Source organism: Shimia biformata, from assembly GCF_016888515.1.
GTDB lineage: Bacteria > Pseudomonadota > Alphaproteobacteria > Rhodobacterales > Rhodobacteraceae > Shimia_A > Shimia_A biformata.
Genome location: NZ_JAFEJK010000001.1, coordinates 1,990,195 through 2,009,711, shown reverse-complemented (window position 1 = coordinate 2,009,711; position 19,517 = coordinate 1,990,195). Strand labels below are relative to the sequence as shown.

General features: G+C 63.7%; 20 protein-coding genes. 9 read left to right on the top strand and 11 right to left on the bottom strand.

What is annotated here, in order from left to right:
- Nucleotides 1-178: 178 nt before the first annotated feature.
- The 3 genes from JQ863_RS09850 to JQ863_RS09840 are packed head-to-tail and all read right to left on the bottom strand — an operon-like array spanning nucleotide 179 to nucleotide 1,969.
- On the bottom strand, nucleotides 179-916 hold the full coding sequence (locus JQ863_RS09850; protein WP_204114100.1) for a DUF4336 domain-containing protein: 738 nt from the start codon (nucleotides 914-916) through the stop codon (nucleotides 179-181).
- Between the two features lie 2 nt (nucleotides 917-918).
- The gene (locus tag JQ863_RS09845; protein WP_204115127.1) at nucleotides 919-1,464 is read right to left on the bottom strand and encodes a peptidylprolyl isomerase; all 546 of its coding nucleotides are present in this window, start codon (nucleotides 1,462-1,464) and stop codon (nucleotides 919-921) included.
- Nucleotides 1,457-1,969: a peptidylprolyl isomerase gene (locus tag JQ863_RS09840; protein WP_204114099.1), complete on the bottom strand. Its 513-nt coding sequence runs from the start codon at nucleotides 1,967-1,969 to the stop codon at nucleotides 1,457-1,459. Before JQ863_RS09840 ends, JQ863_RS09845 begins: the two co-directional genes overlap by 8 nt.
- Nucleotides 1,970-2,099: 130 nt before the next feature.
- On the opposite strand from JQ863_RS09840, the gene JQ863_RS09835 reads away from it, so the two are divergent.
- Nucleotides 2,100-3,290: a phosphoglycerate kinase gene (locus JQ863_RS09835; protein WP_204114098.1), complete on the top strand. Its 1,191-nt coding sequence runs from the start codon at nucleotides 2,100-2,102 to the stop codon at nucleotides 3,288-3,290.
- A gap of 274 nt (nucleotides 3,291-3,564) precedes the next feature.
- On the opposite strand, the gene JQ863_RS09830 is transcribed toward JQ863_RS09835, so the two are convergent.
- The gene (locus JQ863_RS09830) at nucleotides 3,565-4,029 is read right to left on the bottom strand and encodes an MAPEG family protein (protein WP_204114097.1); all 465 of its coding nucleotides are present in this window, start codon (nucleotides 4,027-4,029) and stop codon (nucleotides 3,565-3,567) included.
- 167 nt (nucleotides 4,030-4,196) lie between these two features.
- Between JQ863_RS09830 and JQ863_RS09825 the strand changes: the two genes are divergently transcribed.
- Entirely contained in the window at nucleotides 4,197-5,090 is an 894-nt protein-coding gene (locus tag JQ863_RS09825; RefSeq protein WP_204114096.1) for a fructose bisphosphate aldolase, read from the top strand.
- An 81-nt stretch (nucleotides 5,091-5,171) separates the two neighbouring features.
- Here the strand turns inward: JQ863_RS09825 and JQ863_RS09820 are convergent, their stop codons facing one another.
- Entirely contained in the window at nucleotides 5,172-5,639 is a 468-nt protein-coding gene (locus JQ863_RS09820; protein WP_204115126.1) for a DNA polymerase III subunit chi, read from the bottom strand.
- 4 nt (nucleotides 5,640-5,643) lie between these two features.
- On the bottom strand, nucleotides 5,644-7,116 hold the full coding sequence (locus JQ863_RS09815) for a leucyl aminopeptidase (protein WP_204114095.1): 1,473 nt from the start codon (nucleotides 7,114-7,116) through the stop codon (nucleotides 5,644-5,646).
- Between the two features lie 77 nt (nucleotides 7,117-7,193).
- Here JQ863_RS09815 and lptF point away from each other — a divergent pair, with 77 nt between their 5' ends.
- From lptF to rsmA, 6 genes are read left to right on the top strand one after another with little or no spacing between them, the layout of a single operon-like run.
- Nucleotides 7,194-8,369, top strand: coding sequence for an LPS export ABC transporter permease LptF (gene lptF, locus JQ863_RS09810; RefSeq protein ID WP_338055509.1), 1,176 nt, complete (start codon nucleotides 7,194-7,196; stop codon nucleotides 8,367-8,369).
- Complete coding sequence (gene lptG / locus JQ863_RS09805) at nucleotides 8,366-9,469, top strand: LPS export ABC transporter permease LptG (RefSeq protein ID WP_204114093.1); 1,104 nt, start codon at nucleotides 8,366-8,368, stop codon at nucleotides 9,467-9,469. Before lptF ends, lptG begins: the two co-directional genes overlap by 4 nt.
- Complete coding sequence (locus JQ863_RS09800; RefSeq protein ID WP_204114092.1) at nucleotides 9,466-11,625, top strand: LPS-assembly protein LptD; 2,160 nt, start codon at nucleotides 9,466-9,468, stop codon at nucleotides 11,623-11,625. Before lptG ends, JQ863_RS09800 begins: the two co-directional genes overlap by 4 nt.
- A 6-nt stretch (nucleotides 11,626-11,631) precedes the next feature.
- Nucleotides 11,632-12,858 (top strand): peptidylprolyl isomerase, encoded by a 1,227-nt coding sequence (locus tag JQ863_RS09795; protein WP_204114091.1) that lies wholly within the window; start codon nucleotides 11,632-11,634, stop codon nucleotides 12,856-12,858.
- Nucleotides 12,855-13,829, top strand: a complete 975-nt coding sequence (gene pdxA, locus JQ863_RS09790) for a 4-hydroxythreonine-4-phosphate dehydrogenase PdxA (protein ID WP_204114090.1) — start codon at nucleotides 12,855-12,857, stop codon at nucleotides 13,827-13,829. Before JQ863_RS09795 ends, pdxA begins: the two co-directional genes overlap by 4 nt.
- Nucleotides 13,830-13,851: 22 nt before the next feature.
- Nucleotides 13,852-14,694, top strand: a complete 843-nt coding sequence (gene rsmA, locus JQ863_RS09785) for a 16S rRNA (adenine(1518)-N(6)/adenine(1519)-N(6))-dimethyltransferase RsmA (RefSeq protein ID WP_204114089.1) — start codon at nucleotides 13,852-13,854, stop codon at nucleotides 14,692-14,694.
- 59 nt (nucleotides 14,695-14,753) lie between these two features.
- On the opposite strand, the gene JQ863_RS09780 is transcribed toward rsmA, so the two are convergent.
- The 3 genes from JQ863_RS09780 to prfA form a co-directional block, all read right to left on the bottom strand.
- Nucleotides 14,754-15,317, bottom strand: a complete 564-nt coding sequence (locus tag JQ863_RS09780) for a DUF4167 domain-containing protein (RefSeq protein ID WP_204114088.1) — start codon at nucleotides 15,315-15,317, stop codon at nucleotides 14,754-14,756.
- Nucleotides 15,318-15,541: 224 nt separating this feature from the next.
- The gene (gene prmC / locus JQ863_RS09775; RefSeq protein WP_204114087.1) at nucleotides 15,542-16,375 is read right to left on the bottom strand and encodes a peptide chain release factor N(5)-glutamine methyltransferase; all 834 of its coding nucleotides are present in this window, start codon (nucleotides 16,373-16,375) and stop codon (nucleotides 15,542-15,544) included.
- Nucleotides 16,372-17,427, bottom strand: coding sequence for a peptide chain release factor 1 (gene prfA / locus JQ863_RS09770; protein ID WP_204114086.1), 1,056 nt, complete (start codon nucleotides 17,425-17,427; stop codon nucleotides 16,372-16,374). The genes prmC and prfA overlap by 4 nt, the downstream gene beginning before the upstream one ends.
- A gap of 61 nt (nucleotides 17,428-17,488) precedes the next feature.
- Here prfA and JQ863_RS09765 point away from each other — a divergent pair, with 61 nt between their 5' ends.
- Complete coding sequence (locus JQ863_RS09765) at nucleotides 17,489-17,764, top strand: hypothetical protein (RefSeq protein WP_204114085.1); 276 nt, start codon at nucleotides 17,489-17,491, stop codon at nucleotides 17,762-17,764.
- On the opposite strand, the gene JQ863_RS09760 is transcribed toward JQ863_RS09765, so the two are convergent.
- Both JQ863_RS09760 and JQ863_RS09755 read right to left on the bottom strand, forming a co-directional pair.
- Nucleotides 17,720-18,124 (bottom strand): DUF1499 domain-containing protein, encoded by a 405-nt coding sequence (locus JQ863_RS09760; protein WP_239113254.1) that lies wholly within the window; start codon nucleotides 18,122-18,124, stop codon nucleotides 17,720-17,722. The genes JQ863_RS09765 and JQ863_RS09760 overlap by 45 nt on opposite strands.
- 93 nt (nucleotides 18,125-18,217) lie before the next feature.
- Nucleotides 18,218-19,378: a M20 aminoacylase family protein gene (locus JQ863_RS09755; RefSeq protein WP_204114083.1), complete on the bottom strand. Its 1,161-nt coding sequence runs from the start codon at nucleotides 19,376-19,378 to the stop codon at nucleotides 18,218-18,220.
- Nucleotides 19,379-19,517 lie beyond the last annotated feature (139 nt).

Genomic DNA, 19,517 nt, shown 5'->3' with positions numbered 1-19,517 from the left:
CCCGCCCATGGGGGCGGACGGGCGCTGCCCGTGCCGCAAGCGGCACGGGCAAGGTCAGGTCCGTCCCGCCACTGCCTGATTTCGACTTGGGTCACCCGAGTTCGAGACAGCGACTTACAATTCTCCATCAAACCAAAGCATTTCAAGCCGCAAAGCGGTCGGGCTCTACCCTCAATCATCAGCCCTTCGCCAGAACACCCCGGAAGGCGCGCTCCAGTTCCTGCACTGCGTCGCGGTCGAACCATGCCCCATGAGACAGGATCACCCGCTCCGGCCCCCAGCCGATCATCTGCCGTACGGCCCCGGCCAGTTCTGCCTTGTCGAAGGTTGCCTTCATGTCGGGTGGCATCCGTCCCTTCGGCGCGGCGATCCCGGCGGCGCGGGTGATCAGCGCCATCCACCACGGCAGTTTCGCGGGCTCGAAATTCTCGATCAGGTCGGTCAGGATCAGGGTTTTTGACGCGTGGTGAAAGAACACCGCCTCGCGGTGGACCTTGCTGCCCGGCACGATCATCCAAGCAATCTGATCCGCCCAGTTCGGTGCCACATCCGGGCCAAACACATGGTCGAACCGCATGTCCATGCCCCGGCTGGCGGCGCGTTCCTTGACCCCCGGCGCGGCCCAGCGGATCGCGTCCGGGTAGGCGCGGTGCCATTCGGCGACATAGGCGTAGTGAATCCAGTTCGGCGCAATCAGATGGCGGACCGGCCCCAGCGCGTCGATCTCGGCGCGCAACCCATCCGTCAGCCTTGTCGGTGAATGCACCCACAACCCGCCGCCCTTCAACCGCACCACGGTGGCGCGGGTCGAAAACGGCAGGCCATAAAAGCGGATGGCGGGGCCGTCGATCACCCAGATGTCCGCGCCCACGGGCTTCGGCACATTGAGCGGCTCGTATCCGGTCCCGCCAGCCATTTTTAGTCGATCACAGTGACCGTTTTCATGACGTCGGGCTGGCCGATCACGGCACCGTTCTGTCCCTTGCCGCGCTTGATCGCGTCGACCACGTCCATGCCGTCCGTCACCACACCGACAACGGTATATTGCCCGTTCAGGAAATGCCCCGGCGCGAACATGATGAAGAACTGGCTGTTGGCGCTGTTGGGGTTCTGGCTGCGGGCCATGCCGACGATGCCGCGCTCATACGGCACGTCCGAGAACTCGGCCGGCAGGTCGGGACGGTCAGACCCGCCCATGCCCGCGCGGCTGAGGTTTTCACCCATCTTGCCGAACTGAACATCGCCGGTCTGGGCCATGAAGCCGTCGATCACGCGGTGAAAGACGACGCCGTCATAGGCGCCCTCTTCCGCCAGCGCGGTGATCTGGGCGACATGCATCGGCGCGACATCTTCCATCAGGTCGATGGTGATGGTGCCGTTGGCCTCGCCCTCGACCTCGATCTTGAGACCGGCGGCCATGGCGGGGCTGGCCATCAGCGCCAGCGCGAGAACGGATTTAAGCATCGACATCGGCGGCCACCTTCACGGAAATCATCTTGTCGGGGTTCGCGGGCGGCTCGCCGCGCACGATGGCGTCGACATGTTCCATGCCGTCGATCACGCGGCCATAGACGGTGTATTGCCCGTTCAGGAAATGGTTGTCCTTGAAGTTGATGAAGAACTGGCTGTTCGCAGAATCCGGCATCTGGCTGCGGGCGGCGCCCAGCGTGCCGCGATCATGCGGGATGCGGCTGAACTCGGCCTTCAGGTTCGGCAGATCGCTGCCACCGGTGCCGGCCATGCGCGGGTTATAGTCCTTCTCGGTATTGCCATTGGCAACGTCGCCGGTCTGGGCCATGAACCCGTCGATTACGCGGTGAAAGACCACGTTGTCATAGTGACCGCCGCGCGCCAGTTCCTTCATGCGCTCGGCGTGGCCGGGGGCGATATCGGGCAAAAGCTCGATCACGACGGTGCCGTTTTTCAGCTCCATCAGGATGGTGTTTTCGGGGTCTTTGATCTCGGCCATGGGGCGCTCCTCATTTGTCGGTTTGGCCTGACCCTAAGCAAGCGGATCGGGAAAGCCAAGACGCGCCATTGACCTCTGGGCAGAGACAGGGCAACAACCCGCCAACGGTTTTGAAAAAAGGGTTGGCAAGATGGCTTGGAAAACGCTGGATCAGATGCAGCTTGACGGCAAACGGGTTCTGGTGCGGGTCGATATCAACGTGCCCGTGGCGGACGGGAAAGTGACCGACGACACCCGCATCCAGCGCATCGTGCCGACCGTGAAGGACATCCTTGGGGCGGGCGGCCTGCCGATCCTGCTGGCGCATTTCGGACGGCCCAAGGGCGCGCGCGTGGCCGAGATGTCGCTGCAACAGCTTGTCCCGGCACTGGAAGCCGCGTTTGACGCGCCGGTGGTCTTTGCCGCCGATTGCGTCGGCCCTGCCGCCGAAGCCGCATCCGCCGCGCTGCAACCCGGTCAGGTGCTGCTTCTGGAAAACACCCGCTTCCATGCCGCCGAGACCGAGAATGACGCCGCCTTTGCCGCGAACATGGCCAAGCTGGGCGACATCTATTGCAACGACGCCTTTTCCGCCGCGCACCGCGCCCATGCCTCGACCGAGGCGCTGGCGCGTCTCTTGCCCGCCTGCGCGGGCCGCCTGATGCAGGCGGAACTGTCGGCGCTGGAAACCGCGCTTGGCACCCCGAAACGGCCCGTCACGGCGGTGGTCGGCGGGGCCAAGGTGTCAACCAAGCTGGAGCTTCTGGGCAACCTCGTCGGCAAGGTCGACAACCTCATCATCGGCGGCGGCATGGCCAATACCTTCCTTGCCGCCAAGGGGATCGACGTGGGCAAGTCACTGGCCGAGCATGACATGACCGGCACCGCGCGCGAGATCATGGAGAAAGCCGCCGCTGCGGGCTGCAATATCGTCCTGCCCGTCGACGTGGTCGTCGCCCGCGAGTTCAAGGCAGGCGCGGCGAATGAAACCGTTGCCGCCGACGCCTGTCCTGCGGATGCAATGATCCTTGATGCCGGCCCCGCCAGCGTCGCCGAAGTGTCGAAGGTTCTGGAAGCCAGCAAGACGCTGATCTGGAACGGCCCCCTCGGCGCGTTCGAGATCGAACCCTTCAACGCCGCCACCGATGCCGCTGCGCTGAAGGCTGCCGCGCTGACACGGGCGGGCGGGCTGATCTCGGTTGCGGGCGGTGGTGATACGGTTGCGGCGCTGAACGCATCCGGCGCTGCGGATGATTTCAGCTATATCTCGACCGCAGGCGGCGCGTTCCTTGAATGGATGGAAGGCAAGACGCTGCCCGGTGTTGCGGCCCTGATGGGCTAACCCAGCCGCGACAGAATTGCGCCCGTGTCCAGACCCGCGATCGCGCCGGGGATCGACCCGCGCGCCAGCCTTTTCCGCCGCCTCGCGCAGGGGCAGGTCGCTGGCCCACAGGTCGCGGCCCGTTTCGGGGTCGGGCTGGTTCTGGACCTCATGGGTTCCCAGATCGGCGCGGGGGGCAGTTGGGGTCATGGCGGGTCTCCTCATCCACTTGAGAAAAGACTGACGCAGCCACGGCTTTCAAACCAGCAGGACGCCGCGTCACCGCAAACATCGATCAGACCACCAGCACCACCAGCGCATGGATCGCCATGAAGATTACGATCAGCGATCCGACCGTGTAAAATGTCGCCCGGACCTCGTGGCTTTTGGCGGTGACATAGGCCCAGGCATGCAGCATTCGCGCCACCACGAAACCATAAAACAGGATTTGCGCCAAAAGGACCGGAGGCCCGATCACGACATAGATGAACCCCGCCATCCAGAAGCCGGGGATATTCTCAAGGTCGTTGCGGTGCATCCGCCGCGACCGATCGACATAGTCGTTGTGGTCCAGCTGCTCGGGACGCGGGTTCCTGTTGGTCGGCCCCGGCGCGATGTCCTCGGGGTTTACCAGCCCGGCATCCACCTTCAGCATCCGCTGCACCGTCATCCAGCCCTGCCCCATCACCTTCAGCACCATCAGCGCCGAGGCGATCAGGTAGGCCACGAAAACCGGGTTTTCCAAGGTCAATTGTTCCATTTTCGGCGTCCTCCTGCTGGTTTCACCCTAACAGTCCCGCTTTCCTTCGGTCCATGCCCCACTGTTCGCGCTAACCACATTGCAACCCTTCAAAGCCTGACCTAGAAGCGGGGCAACGGGCCCCGCCGGGGCCGGACAGTCATTTTCAGATCAGGTGGAATTGAGACATGCCCAACCAAGCTCAAGTCGAAAAAATCGGTGCCGGTCGCGGCTTTGTCGCGGCGCTGGATCAGTCGGGCGGATCGACCCCCAAGGCGCTGCGGCTTTATGGCATCGAGGAAGACGCCTATGGTTCGGATGCCGAGATGTTCGACCTGATCCACCAGATGCGTTCGCGCATCGCGCAATCGCCCGCCTTCACCGGCGACCGCGTCGTCGGCGCGATCCTGTTTGAAATGACCATGGACCGCGACATCGGCGGCAAGCCCTCGGCGCAATACCTGTGGGAAGAGCGCGGCGTGGTGCCCTTCCTGAAGGTCGACAAGGGGCTTGAGGACGAAAAAGACGGCGTCAAGCTGATGAAGCCGATGCCCGATCTCGACAAGCTTCTGGACCGTGCCGTGGAAAACGGCGTTTTCGGCACCAAGATGCGCTCGGTCATCGACGCGGCCAACCCCGCGGGCATCGCCGCAAATGTCGCCCAGCAGTTTGAAGTGGCGGAACAGATCATGGCGCGCGGGCTGGTGCCGATCATCGAGCCCGAGGTGACGATCTCGATCGCGGACAAGCCGGAGGCCGAGGACATCCTTCTGGCCGAGATCAAGAAGCAGCTGGATGCGCTGTCTGACGACAAGACCGTCATGCTGAAACTGACCCTTCCGACCAAGGCGAACCAGTACAAGGCGCTGGTCGATCACCCGCGCGTTCTGAAAGTTGTCGCATTATCAGGTGGTTACAGCCGGGATGAGGCCAACGCGCTGCTGGCGCAACAGACCGGCATGATCGCATCCTTCAGCCGCGCCCTGACCGAGGGCCTGTCGGCGCAGCAGTCGGATGCCGAGTTCGACAAGACACTGGACCAGACCATCGACAGCATCTTCAAGGCGTCGATTGCGGGGTAAACCACAGTTGAAACGAACCGCCCGGCGGCACGCCGGGCTGCGCCACCCCGCGGGTCTATGCAGCCCTAATCTCTAGCTGACCTACCCCTTCGGGTGCTGCGCCTTCATCTCCCAGCGGCCGCTTTCCTCGGACCAGTATTTCGCGGCGCAGCCCGCATCGGTCAGCCCCTTCCACTGGGTCCGGGCAATCCCCACGGCACCTTCATCATGGCCGTCAAACAGGATACAGACCCGGTCCGCCGCCTGCACTTCCTCCGCCGAAACCTCGGCCCCATCGATCACCATCAGGCAGTTCGCGCCGTTGGGATTGCCGTCCGCCGTGGTCAGCAGGATCGGCTGGTCGGCGTCATGCGGACCACCCGACAGGCCATGGGCCAGAAACGCATCTTCCGGCCCAAGCCAAAGCTTTTCGTCCAGCCAGTTCATCCGTTCAGCATCCCGCCCCCGGACCAGCACGCGCATCCCCGCCGCGCGCGACCTTTCCAGAAGCGTCGCCAGCGTGGTTTCGACCGGGTTGCGGGTCAGGTGATAGAAAAAGGCGTCGCCCAAGGTGTCATTCACCCTCGTAATTGTCGGCGATCAGCCGGTTCAGCGTCATCACGCCCCAGCCCGTCGCGCCCTTGGGGGCAAAGGCGCTGTCGGTCTTGAGCGAGGCGACCCCGGCAATATCGATATGCGCCCATGGTGTGCCTTCGGCAACAAAACGGTGCAGGAATTCAGCCGCGGTGATCGACCCGGCGGGGCGGCCGCCGGTGTTTTTCAGATCGGCAATCTGCGACTTCAGCTGATCGGCATAAGCCTGTCCCAGCGGCATCCGCCACGCGCCTTCGCCCTCGGACTCGGCCGCTTTCAAGAGTGCCTTGCAGAACGGATCGTCATTTGAAAACACCCCCGCCTTGTCATGCCCCAGCCCGATAATGATCGCGCCGGTCAGCGTGGCAAGGTCGATCATGCCGGCGGGTTTGAACCGGTCCTGCGCGTAATGCATCACGTCGCACAGCACCAGCCGTCCCTCGGCGTCGGTGTTGATGACCTCGATCGTGTCGCCCTTCATCGATTTCACCACGTCGCCGGGACGGGTTGCATTGCCCGAGGGCATGTTCTCGACCAGACCAACAAGGCCCACGACGTTGGCCTTTGCCTTCCGCAGCGCAATCGCGCGCATGACCCCGGCGACGACACCCGCGCCGCCCATGTCCATGGTCATGTCCTCCATGCCCCCCGCCGGTTTGAGCGAGATACCGCCGGTGTCGAACACCACGCCCTTCCCGACCAGCGCCAGCGGCGCGGCACCCTTCGCGCCACCATTCCACTGCATCACCACAACCTTTGACGGGCTGTCGGACCCCTGCCCGACCGCCAGCAATGCGCCCATGCCCAGTTCGGCCAGTTTCTTTTCCTCAAGCACCTCGACCTTGAGGCCAAGCGCCGTCATGTCCTTCAACCGCGCGGCAAATTCCGTGGTGGTCAGCACATTGGCGGGCTCGTTGACCAGATCGCGGGTGAAAAACACGCCCTCGGCCACCGCCAGATGCGGGGCGGCGGCGGCTTCGACCTGGTCGGGCCTGGTCGCCATCACGGTGACACCGCGCGTGTCCTCCTGCGAGGCGTCGGACTTGTGCGCGTCAAACCCGTAATCGCGAAGTGCCAGCCCCAGAACGATCTCATCAGCCCGCCGATGCGCGCCCGCCGCCAGCAGCAGCAACGCCGTTCCGCGCGCCTTGGCCAGCGCCGCGCCCGCCTTGCGCGCCTCGGCATGGCTGGCGCCACGGGCAAGGACCACCACGTCCACGGCATCCGCCGCCATGCCCGCAGGATAGGCCAGCGTGCGCAGATCTCCCGATTTCAGCTTGCCCGCGCCAGAGTCGATGATGCGCTGGATCGCGCCCTTGGTCAGCCGGTTCACCCGCCGGCCCGCCGGATCGATCCGCCCGTCCGGGTCAACAAGGATGGCCACGCGGCCCTTTGCCGCCGCAAGATCATCAAGAACGGTCTCTTTGAATGTGACGCTAACCGGTTTCACCACGCTGAATCTCCCCTCGATACGCTTTCCAAAGACCTAACCCGCCGCATGGCAGTTGGCCAGATAGCAGTTTTCCCCCGGTGCCAAATCCCCTATTGTCGCGACAATCGCAAAGGCTGATCGGGGGATTCTGGAAGGTGAGCCGGTTCGACAGATATTTACTGTCGCAGTTCTTGGTCCTGTTCGGATTCTTCGCGCTGGTTCTGGTGGCCGTTTATTGGGTCAACCGGGCGGTGATCCTGTTTGACCGCCTGATCGCCGACGGCCAGCCCGCATCGGTTTTCATCGAGTTTACAGCACTTTCCCTGCCAAAGGTGATTCAGCTTGTGCTGCCGATGGCCACGTTTGCCGCCACCGTCTATGCCACCAACCGGCTGACCAGCGAAAGTGAACTGACGGTGATGCAGGCCACGGGTTTCAGCCCCTGGCGGCTGTCGCGTCCGGTGGCCTATTTCGGCATCCTTGTTGGGCTGATGATGGCGATCCTGACCAATGTGCTTGTCCCGGCCTCGGTCACGGAACTGACCAAGCGGCAGAAGGAAATCGCCGAAAACGTCACCTCGCGGCTGTTGACCGAGGGCACGTTCATCCACCCTGCCGATGGCGTCACCTTCTATATCCGCGAAATCACGCCGACCGGGGTTCTGAAGGATATCTACCTGTCGGACCGGCGTCAGGACACGCAGGCCACCACTTATACGGCGGCCGAGGCCTATCTGGTGAAATCCGAAACCGGCCCCAAGCTGATCATGGTTGACGGTCTGGCACAGGTTCACGTCGAGGATGGCGAACGGCTTTATACAACCCGATTTTCCGATTTTTCCTATGATATCAGCGCCCTGCTGGATGAACGACCGCTGGGAATCCAACGGCTGGACGAGTTCGGCACGCTGGAGCTGTTGCGCAGCGCCGAGAAAATCGCCGCCGATCTCGACGAAACCGTCGGCGCCGTGATGGAAGAGGCGCACACCCGAATCGCGCTGCCGCTTTTGTGCGTCGTGGTGGCGCTGATCGGCTTTGCCACCCTGCTGGTCGGCGGCTACAGCCGGTTCGGGGTCTGGCGCCAGATCGCGGTTGCCTTTGTGCTTCTGGTCGTGCTTGAAGGCACCAAGTCGTCGATGATCGACCCGGTGCGGGGCAACGGCGATCTCTGGCCCCTGATCTATCTCTCGCCGGCGCTTGGCTTTGGCATCGCGCTGTCACTTCTGACCCTCGCGGCCCACCCGCTGCGCCTGCGCCGGAGGGCGGTGACATGACCGTCTATTTCTATTTCGCGCGCAAATTCGTCTGGATGTTCCTGGGTCTGGCACTGGTGTTTTTCGTGCTGATGGTGCTGGTCGATCTGGTTGAGCATCTGCGCAAATACGATGTCGACGTAATCGGGTTCTCCAATATCCTCAGACTGACTTTTCTGAACACGCCCAAGGGGTTGTACCAGATACTTCCACTGCTGACGATCCTGTCCACGATCACCCTGTTCCTTGGTCTGGCAAGGTCCAGCGAACTGGTCGTGGTCCGTGCCGCGGGGCGCTCGGCGCTGATGGCGCTGATGGCGCCGGTGGCGGTGGCGCTGGTGATCGGCGCGCTGGCGATCACCACGTTCAACCCGATCGTGGCCGCCACCACCGAACGCTATCAGCAGGTCAAGGACTCGTTCGGGTCCGATGGACAGAACGCGCTGTCGATCAGCCGCGAGGGGGTCTGGCTGCGTCAGGGCAGCAGCAACGGACAGTCGGTCATTCATGCCGGGCACACCAATGCCGACGCGACCACGCTGTTTGACGTGACCATCATCACCTATGCGCCGGGCGGCGGGCCGATCCGCCGGGTCGAGGCGGACAAGGCGACGCTTCTGGAAGGCGATGGCGAATGGGAGCTGATCAACGCCAAGCGCTGGCCGCTTGAGGTCGATGTGAACCCCGAGGAACTGGCCACCGTGCATGACACGCTGCGGGTGCCGTCGAACCTGACGCGCGCCTCGATCCGCGACAGTTTCGGCAATCCGAACACGATTTCATTCTGGAAACTGCCTGCCTTCATCTCGCGGCTGGAGCTGGCCGGATTTTCGGCGCGGCGTCACAAGGTCTGGTATCAGATGGAAATGGCGCAGCCGCTGTTCCTGATCGCCATGGTGCTGATCGCGGCGGCCTTCACCATGCGCCCGGTGCGGTTTGGCAAGACCGGCCAGGCGGTGCTGGCGGCGGTGCTGCTGGGATTTGGCCTCTATTTCGTGCGCAACTTTGCCCAGATTCTTGGCGAAAACGGACAGATTCCGGTCGCATTGGCGGCCTGGGCGCCACCGGTCGCCAGCGTCATGCTGGCCATGGGGCTCTTGTTACATATGGAAGACGGATGAAGACGGTTTTCCGTATATTTGTCATAGGCTTGTGGGCCGTACTTGCGACCGTCGCGCGGGCGCAAGCCACGGATGAGGTCGTGCTGATTGCCGATCACGTCTATCTCAGCGGCACCAGCCGACTGACGGCGGAAGGCAATGTCGAAGCCCTGCGCGGCGACATTCGCATCCAGGCCAGGAAGATCGTCTATGACAGCGTCGCCAACCGCGTCACCGTCACCGGCCCGATCCGCCTGACCCAGGGCGACAGCATCACGATCCTTGCCAGCGCCGCGGAACTGGACACCGATTTCAGAAACGGGCTGATCCGCAGCGCGCGGATCGTGATGGACAACCGCGTGCAGTTGATGACCCGGCAGATGAAACGCGTCGACGGCCGTTTCAACGTGATGGGCAAGACCTCGGTGACCTCGTGCAAGGTATGTGACAACGGCCAGCCTCCGCTCTGGCAGATCCGCGCCAAACGCATCGTGCATGACGAGGACGAGCAGCAGATCTATTTCGACAACGCCCAGTTCCGCGTCCTTGACGTGCCGGTCATGGTTCTGCCGAAACTGCGCCTGCCCGACCCGACGCTGGACCGCGCCACGGGGTTCCTGATCCCGACGATCCGCAACAACTCGAACATCGGGACCGGGTTCAAGCTGCCGTATTTCATCCGGCTTGGCGATCACAAGGACCTGACGCTGACCCCCTATCCCGCCACCAATGCAATGACCCTGGAGGGGCGGTATCGTCAGGCGTTCCGCAACGGGCGGATCACCTTCAACGGCGCCGTATCGACGGACAATTTCGGACCGCAGGAGTATCGCGGCTACCTGTTTGGCCAGGGCCGGTTCGAGTTGCGCGATGATTACCGGCTGACTTTCAACCTCAAGACCACCTCGGATGACAGCTACCTGCTGGACTATGACTATTCCACGCTGGACCGCCTGGACAGCGACGTGACCCTGCGCCGGTCGCGCCGGGACGAGAACACGCGCTTTGCCCTTCTGCATTACGAATCCCTTAGGGCACAGGAAAACAACGGCACCCTGCCCACGCTGGTCGCGGTGGCCCAGTCGGAACGGCGCTATTTCCCCCAAGCGATCGGCGGCGAGTTGCGCCTGCGCTATGACGTGCAGGGGCATTACCGCACCTCGTCGCTGGGCATAGACAGCGCCGACGACGACACGATCGTCGATGGCCGCGACGTTGCCGGGGCATCCGCCTCGGCGCAGTGGCGGCGGATCTGGACGGTGCTTGGCGGCGCCCGCCTTGGGGTCACAGGGGAACTGGCGGCGGATCTGTTCCACACCACCGACGACGACGCGCTGGAAGGCACCGAGGCGGGCGTGACCCCGCTGGTTGCCGCCGACCTGCGCTATCCGATGACCAAGGTCGGCGCGGATGGCCGCACCTATGTGCTTGAACCCGTGGCCCAGATCGCGTGGTCCGGCGGCAGCGATCTTGATATCGCCAACGAGGAAAGCACCCGCATCGAGTTCGACGAAGGCAACCTGTTGTCGCTGTCACGCTTTCCCGCCGAGGACCGGCGCGAACGTGGGCTGCGGGCGGCCTATGGGCTGAACTGGGCGCGCTACGCCCCGGATGGCGCACTGGCGCGGCTGTCGATTGCCCAGGTCTTCCGCCAGGACGCAGATGCCGATTTCACCCGTTCCTCGGGGTTGATGGATCAGGCGTCGGATTTCCTGCTGGCGGGCCAGTGGAAGACAACCAACGGCTTTGAACTGACCGCGCGCGGCCTGTTCGACGGATCGCAGGGCATCAACAAGGCCGCCGCCCGCGCCAGCTGGAAGAACCAGAAACTGCGGCTTTCGACCTCTTACATCTGGCTTGGCCCCGATCTGGCGGAAGACCGCGACACCGCGCTGTCGGAATGGGCGGTGGACTCGAAATACCGGATGAGCCGCCACTGGTCGGGGCTGGCCGACTGGCGTTATGACGTCGCCAGCGGCAAGCTGGCCGAGGCCGGTGTCGGGCTGGAATACCGCAACGAGTGTGTGAAATTGGACTTTTCGGTCTCGCGCCGCTTCACGTCTTCCTCTACGGTGCAACCCAGCACGAGCATCGGGTTTACCGTCGCATTGCTGGGTTTCAGCGTGCGCACCGCCGACAAGAGCTATGACCGGACGTGCCGGGGCAACGCAGGGTAAGAGCAGATGAACAGGATGATCCGTTCCGCAATCGGGCTTTTGATGCTGGCAGGCACGGCTTTTGGCGTGACAGGCACGGCACAGGCGCAATCGCCGTTTTCGCCGGCGGTGATCGTGAATGACGGTGCCATCACCTATTACGAGATTGACCAGCGCGCCAAGCTGCTGCGCATCCTGACCGGGTCGGTGAACCCGCTGGAACAGGCGCGTGAACAGCTGGTCGAAGACCGGCTGAAACTGCAGGCCGCCTTCCTGATCGGGCTGACCCCGACCGAGAACGCGATCAAGGCCGCCATGGAAGACTTTGCCAAGCGCGGCAACATGACTGCCGAGCAACTGATCCCGGCATTGAAAGCCGAAGGCATCGACGAGGAAAGCTTCCGCGATTTCGTGCTGACCGGTATCGCCTGGCGCGGTGTGATCCAGACCCGGTTCGGCGGGCGGGCGCAGATCTCGGAGGACGAGATTGACCGCGCCATGGCGTCGGGCAATGGCCAGGGCGGGATCCAGGTCCTGCTGTCCGAGGTCATCATCCCGGTCACCCCGCAGACCGAGGATCAGGTGCTTGCCGTGGCCAACCAGATCAGGAACCTGAAGACCGAAGAGGAATTCGCGCAGGCCGCGCTGCAATATTCGGCCTCTCCGTCGCGCCAGAACGGTGGCAAACTGGACTGGATGCCGATGACCGAAGTGCCCGGCCCGCTGCGGCCACTTATCCTGAGCCTGTCCATTGGCGAAGTGTCCGAACCTCTGCCGCTGCAGGGCGCGGTCGGGTTGTTCCGCCTGCGGTCCATCGCCGAAAGCACACCCGGCACCACCCCGATCGCCGAGATCGACTATGCCATGCTGTATTTCCCCGGCGGGCGCACCGAGGCAAACCTGAAGCGTCTGGACTCGATCCAGAACCGCATCGACCGTTGCGACGACCTTTACAAATACAACTTCGGCCAGCCGCAGGAACTGTTGATCCGCGAGGCACAGGCGCCATCGAAGATCCCCGGCAACATTCGCAGCGAATTGTCCAAACTGGACCCCGGTGAGACATCGACCGCCCTGTCAAGCAAGGACGGGCAGACGCTGATCCTGTTGATGCATTGCGGCCAGACCGCCGAGATCGGCCTTGATCTCAGCCGCGAGGACGTGGCGCTGGCGCTGCGCAACCAGCGGCTGGAAAGCTTTGCCAACGGCTATCTGGCGCAACTCATGGCCGAAGCCACGATCGAATACCGATGACCCTGCCCATCGCGCTGTCCTGTGGCGAACCGGCTGGCGTCGGGCCGGAACTGGCCGGGAAAGCCTGGGATGCGCTGCGCGACACGCTGTCGTTCTTCCTGATCGGTGACAAGGACCACCTGCCCGGCACCCTGCCGCATGTGGTGATTTCCGATCCCTCCGAGGCCCCCGCCGCCATGGCGCGCGGCCTGCCGGTGCTGCACCGCGATTTCGGCCCTGCGGTCACGCCGGGCGCGGCGAACCCGGCCCATGCGCGGCACGTGATGGACGCGATCCGCGAGGGTGTCGCGCTGACCATGGCCGGCAAGGCAGCGGCGATCTGTACCGCACCGATCCACAAGAAGGCATTGCAGGACGGCGCGGGTTTCCCCTTTCCCGGCCACACCGAATACCTGGCGCATCTTGCCGGGGTGGAGCGGGTGGTGATGATGCTGGCCTCTGACCAGTTGCGCGTGGTGCCCGCCACGATCCACATCCCGCTATCCGAGGTGCCAGCGACGCTGACGCCGGACCTGCTGCGGTCGGTGATCGAGATCACCCATCAGGGTCTGATCGACCGGTTCGGCATAGCTGACCCGGTGATCTTTGTCGCCGGGCTGAACCCCCATGCCGGCGAAGGCGGCAAGATGGGGCAGGAAGAGATCGACCTGATCGCGCCGGTGGTGCAGGGCTTTCACGATGACGGCATGCGGATCGCCGGGCCATTGCCCGCCGACACCATGTTCCACGCCGCAGCCCGCGCGCGGTATGACGCGGCAATTGCGATGTATCACGATCAGGCGCTGATCCCGATCAAGACACTGGATTTCGACCGGGGCGTCAATGTCACCCTGGGTCTGCCCTTCATCCGCACCTCGCCCGACCACGGCACGGCGTTTGATATTGCAGGCCAGGGCATCGCCAATCCGACCAGCCTGATCGAGGCGCTGAAACTGGCGCGGAAGATGGCAGACGAAAGCGGCACGGCATGAGTATTTGCACAAGAAAGAAGACATGAGCGGCATCGACACCCTTCCCCCCCTGCGCGAGGTGATCCAGACCCACGGGCTGTCGGCGCGCAAATCGCTGGGGCAGAATTTCCTTCTGGATCTGAACCTGACCGCCAAGATTGCCCGCAATGTCGCGGATCTGCCGAACTCGGACGTGCTGGAGATTGGTCCCGGCCCCGGCGGGCTGACGCGGGGATTGCTGGCCGAGGGCGCGCGCAAAGTGCTGGCGATCGAAAAGGACACGCGCTGCATGCCCGCGCTGGCCGAGATCGCCGCCGCCTATCCCGGACGGCTTGAGGCGATCAATGGCGATGCGCTTGAGGTCGATCCGCTGGCGCATCTGACACCGCCGATCCAGATCGCCGCCAACCTGCCCTATAACGTCGGGACCGAGCTTCTGGTGCGCTGGCTGACGCCGAGGGACTGGCCCCCGTTCTGGCAAAGCCTGACATTGATGTTCCAGAAAGAAGTGGCCGAGCGCATCATCGCGGCGCCGGGCAGCAAGGCCTATGGCCGCCTTGCCCTCCTTGCCCAGTGGCGGGCGGATGCGCGGATCGTGATGCACCTGCCGCCCGAGGCGTTTTCGCCCCCGCCCAAGGTTCACAGCGCCGTGGTGCATCTGACCGCCCTGCCCGAACCCCGGTTCGAAGCCGATGCCGCGATCCTCAGCCGCATCGTCGCCGCCGCCTTCAACCAGCGCCGCAAGATGCTGCGGGCGGCGCTGAAGGGTCAGGCCCCGGATATCCAGGACCGCCTGCTGGCCGCCGGGATCGCACCGACGGAACGGGCCGAGCAGGTGTCGCTGGAACAGTTCTGCGCGCTGGCGCGGGAGATTGCGAAACCCTGAGCCTGCGCCCCAAACAAGGACAAGAAAAAACCCGGCGCGTGGCCGGGTTTTCCTGATTTCTATTCCGCCGCTTCGGGATTGTCGCTGGGCGGTGGAGTGTCTTCCGCCTCGGCCTTCTTGGTCGGCTTGCGGCGCGGCTTGCGGGCCGGTTTCGGCTTTTCCTCGGCCTTGGCTTCGGGCGTCTCGACCAGGCCGCTGTCCTCGCCGCCGCCAACCTCGATCACGTCGGGCTGCGGCGCATCGCCGGGATCGGTCGACGGCTGGTTGTTGCCGTTGGATTCGCGTTCCTGACGCTCCATGCGTTCCTGGCGTTCGCGGTCACGCTCGGCCTGACGTTCGCGATTTTGGCGTTCCTGTTCCTCGCGCTTGGCTTCCTGCTCTCGCTGGGCCTCGCTCAGCATGCGCAGGTAATGTTCCGCGTGCTGCTGGAAGTTCTCGGTCGCCACGCGGTCGCCGGCCAGCTGCGCGTCGCGGGCCAGCTGGTTGTACTTGTCGATGATCTGCTGCGGGGTGCCGCGCACCTTGCCCTCGGGACCGGACGAGTCAAACACGCGGTTGACGATATTGCCTGATGGACGGTTGCGGTTCGACTTGTTCCGCGAGCGGGATTTGGATGATCTCATGGTTTAGCTGTCCAGCCTCGGTCTGCTAATGGTCTGCTGAGTCCGTTTCGCGCCTCTTGCGCTCTGAAAAACCGGAAACTCGACTTTTTGGCTTGGCGTCCAGTGGGACCGCCCGAAAGGGGCATCCACCACATGGACATCTTCTGACTAGAACGCTTCTGCCCCGCAGACAAGTCAAAAAACCGCGCAATTGAGTGATTTTCCGCGTCAAACGGGCGCAAGTGTCACGGTTTGCGGGCCGTCACCACGCGGTCGCGGCCATCGAGGTCGGGCAGAATCGCCACCTCGACCAGCCCAGCCGCCTTGAAAATCGCCGCCACGTCCGGCCCCTGCTGCCAGCCGATTTCGACCATGACCCGGCCGTTATCGGCCAGGTGGTCGGCGGCGCCTACGGCAATCCGGCGATAGGCCGACAGCCCGTCGCCCTCATCCGTCAGGGCCATGCGCGGTTCATAGGCCAGTTCCGGGGCAAGATCGGGCATTTCATCCAGCGCGATATAGGGCGGGTTCGAGACGATCAGGTCGAACCGCCCCACGACCGACGAGAACCAGTCGCTTTGCGCCAGCCGCAGCCGGTCAGCCACGCCGATCCGCGTGGCATTGTCGCCCGCAACGGCAAGGGCCGCTTCCGAGAGGTCCGTGGCCAGCCCGCGCGCCGCAGGACGCGCGGCCAGAAGTGAAATGATGATCGCGCCGCTGCCGGTGCCAAGGTCCAGCACATCCGAAAACCGGGTGTTCAGAGCGGCCAGTACCAGCGCCTCGGTCTCGGGGCGCGGGTCCAGCACATCGGCGGTCACCGTGAAGGCGTGATTGAAAAACGCCCTCTGGCCAAGGATATGGGACAGCGGTTCGCGGGCGATGCGGCGGTCAAGGTATTCGGCAGCACGCTGTTCGTCACCGGCGTCCAACGGTTCGCGCAGTTCCAGCGTCAGGCGGTCCGCCGGGATGCGCAGCGCAGCCGCTGTCAACAGCCGCGCATCGCGCGCCGCGCCGTCGATACCGGCCTGTGAAAGCGCCTCGGTTGCCCCTTTGACAAAATCGCCGATGGTCCGGCTCACCCTTCCATCTCCGCCAGCTGCGCGGCGCGGTCCTCGGTGATCAGCGCGTCTATGATCTCGTCCAGATCACCGCCCATCACCGCGTCCAGCTTGTAAAGCGTCAGGTTGATGCGGTGGTCGGTCATGCGCCCTTGCGGGAAATTATAGGTGCGGATGCGTTCCGAGCGGTCGCCGGACCCGACCTGAGACTTGCGGTTGGCGGACCGTTCGCTGTCGACCCGCTGCCGTTCCAGATCATAGAGCCGGGTCTTCAGAACCTGCATGGCAATCTCGCGGTTGCGGTGCTGGGATTTCTCGGAACTGGTGACGACGATCCCGGTCGGCAGGTGGGTGATGCGCACCGCCGAATCCGTGGTGTTCACGTGCTGCCCGCCCGCGCCCGAGGACCGCATCGTGTCGATGCGGATATCATTCGCGTCGATCTGGATATCGACATCCTCGGCCTCGGGCAGAACCGCGACGGTGGCGGCCGAGGTATGGATGCGACCGCCGCTTTCGGTTTCCGGCACCCGCTGGACGCGATGCACGCCGCTTTCGAACTTGAGCCGCTCAAAGACGTTCTGGCCCTTGATATGGCCAACCACTTCCTTGATGCCGCCCAGTTCGGTTTCCTGCATCTCCAGCACCTCGAAGGTCCAGCCGCGCGACTCGGCATAGCGCTGGTACATGCGCAACAGGTCACCGGCGAAAAGCGCGGCCTCGTCGCCGCCGGTGCCGGGGCGGATCTCGATGATCGCGGGGCGGGCATCGGCGGCGTCCTTGGGCAACAAGGCCAGTTGCAGCGCATGTTCCGCCTCGGGCAGAGCGGCCTTGAGCTGCGGCAGTTCCTCTTCCGCCAGTTCCGCCATGTCGGGGTCATCCAGCATCGCGCGCGCCTCGTCGAGATCGGCCAGCAACCGGCGATAGGCGGCGATCTGTTCGACCACGGGTTTCAGGTCGGAATATTCCTTGGCCAGCTTCGCGATCTCATCGCCCGACGCCCCTTCGGACATCGCGGCCTCGAGATATTCGAAACGCTGGGTGATCTGGTGCAGGCGGTCGGTCGGGATCATGCGCTTAAGTCCAACAATGCAGGCGCTTGGTCAAGAGGCCGGAAGGGAATATAATGGCGCCATGTGGCGTGCATTTATCCTGTCTGTTGTCTTGGCCTCGTCCGCACTGGCGGACGGGACGATCAACGGCGTGCCTGTGGATTGCTATTGCACCGACAGGAACGGCGAACGGGTCGAAATCGGCGAAATGATCTGCCTTCAGGTCGACGGGCGCATGTTCATGGCGCAGTGCCAGATGTCCCTGAATGTCCCGATGTGGCGCGAGGTCAGCCCCGGCTGCCTGTCTTCCGAGCTAATCCCCGGAAAGGTCAGCGAGCCAGCGGTCGACGCGCTCTGAGTTCACGCCGAAATCCCGGCGCCCGAACCGTGACCGCGAGTGTACCACCAGGTCATCCCCCTCCATCCAGGCGGTGACATAGTCGGGAAAGCCGACGACGCGGGTGCGGGTGATATAGGTGACCATGCCCTCATCCGTGCTGCCCGCCAGAACGTCGCTGCGCGCGTCCTGCGTGATAATCGCGTTCAGCTTCTTCAAACCGCCCGGACCGGTAGCCAACCGCCGCAGTGCGCCGTTGGAATAGGTCTTGTCGCGGTCGACCTCGGTTCTGACATGCCATCGGGCGGGATCGCTGGGGGCAAGACGGACATAGGCGAACAACAACAGGAACCCGATCGCCAGCACCCACAGAATCCACATGCCCAGTCTCCTCATAACTTCACACCCTCTGGCGGGACAACACCATCCCGCCAGAAACAGCGCCAAGGATCAAGGGCAAGCCCGCGAAAATGCTCAGACCGGAAGCGCGCGTTCGACCAGCCGGGCAAAGAACGACGCCCCGATGGGCGAGATTTCGTCGTTGAAGTCATAGTTCGGGTTGTGGACGCCCGGCCCCTCGCCCTGACCGATGAACAGATAGGCGCCGGGGCGGGCTTCAAGCATATAGGAAAAATCCTCGGCCCCCATTTCCTTGCCGACATTGTCCTGCACCGCATCCGGCCCCGAGATCTCGCGGGCGATATCGGTGGCAAAGGCGACCTTGTCGGCATCGTTCACGGTGGCGGGATAGCCCTTTTCATAGCGCAGTTCCGCCTTGACCCCGTAAGAGGCCGCCTGCCCTGCGACGATCTCTTCCATGCGGCGGATGATCATGGCCTGCACGTCCTTGTCAAAGGTGCGCACCGTGCCGTTCATATAGGCCGTGTCCGGGATCACGTTATCGGTCGATCCGGTGTGGATCTGGGTCAGCGACACCACCATTTCCTGCCGCGTGTCGTGGTTGCGGCTGACGATGGTCTGCAGCGCATTGGCGATGCCGACGGCGCACATGACCGGGTCGGCGGTTTCCTGCGGATAGGCGCCGTGGCCGCCGACACCCTGAATGTCGATATGAAACTCATCCACCGCCGCCATGATCGGCCCCGGAGTGGAATAGAAATGACCCAGGTCGATGCCGGGGATATTGTGCAGCGCATAGACCTCGGCAATGTCGAACCGCTCCATGATGCCTTCCTCGACCATGACGCCCGCGCCGCCGCCGCCCTCTTCCGCGGGTTGGAAGATCAGCGCCACACGGCCCTTGAAATTGCGCGTCTCGGCCAGGTAGCGCGCCGCGCCCAGAAGCATGGTGGTATGCCCGTCATGGCCGCAGGCATGCATCTTGCCCGGCACGGTCGAGGCATAGGGCAGCCCGGTCGTCTCCGGCATCGGCAGCGCGTCCATGTCGGCACGCAGGCCTATGGTCTGGCCGTCACCCTGCCCGTTGATGATCGCCACCACCCCGGTCTTGGCCAGCCCCTCGTGGATCTCGTCAACGCCGAACTCTTTCAGCCGCTCGACCACGAAGGCGGCGGTCTCATGGCAGTCGAATGTCAGTTCGGGATGGGCGTGCAGGTGACGCCGCCACGCTTTCATGTCTTCGGCATAGCCGGCAATACGATTGACCACGGGCATGGCGTGTTCCTTTTTGAGCAGAATCTGTGCGGTTGAGTGTAAAATCGCGTCCAAATTGAATTGGCGCCATTGCAAATATGTTACGAATTACCAAAAGGTCAATTGCACGCTGGATTTTATCTATCACTCGAATTAACGG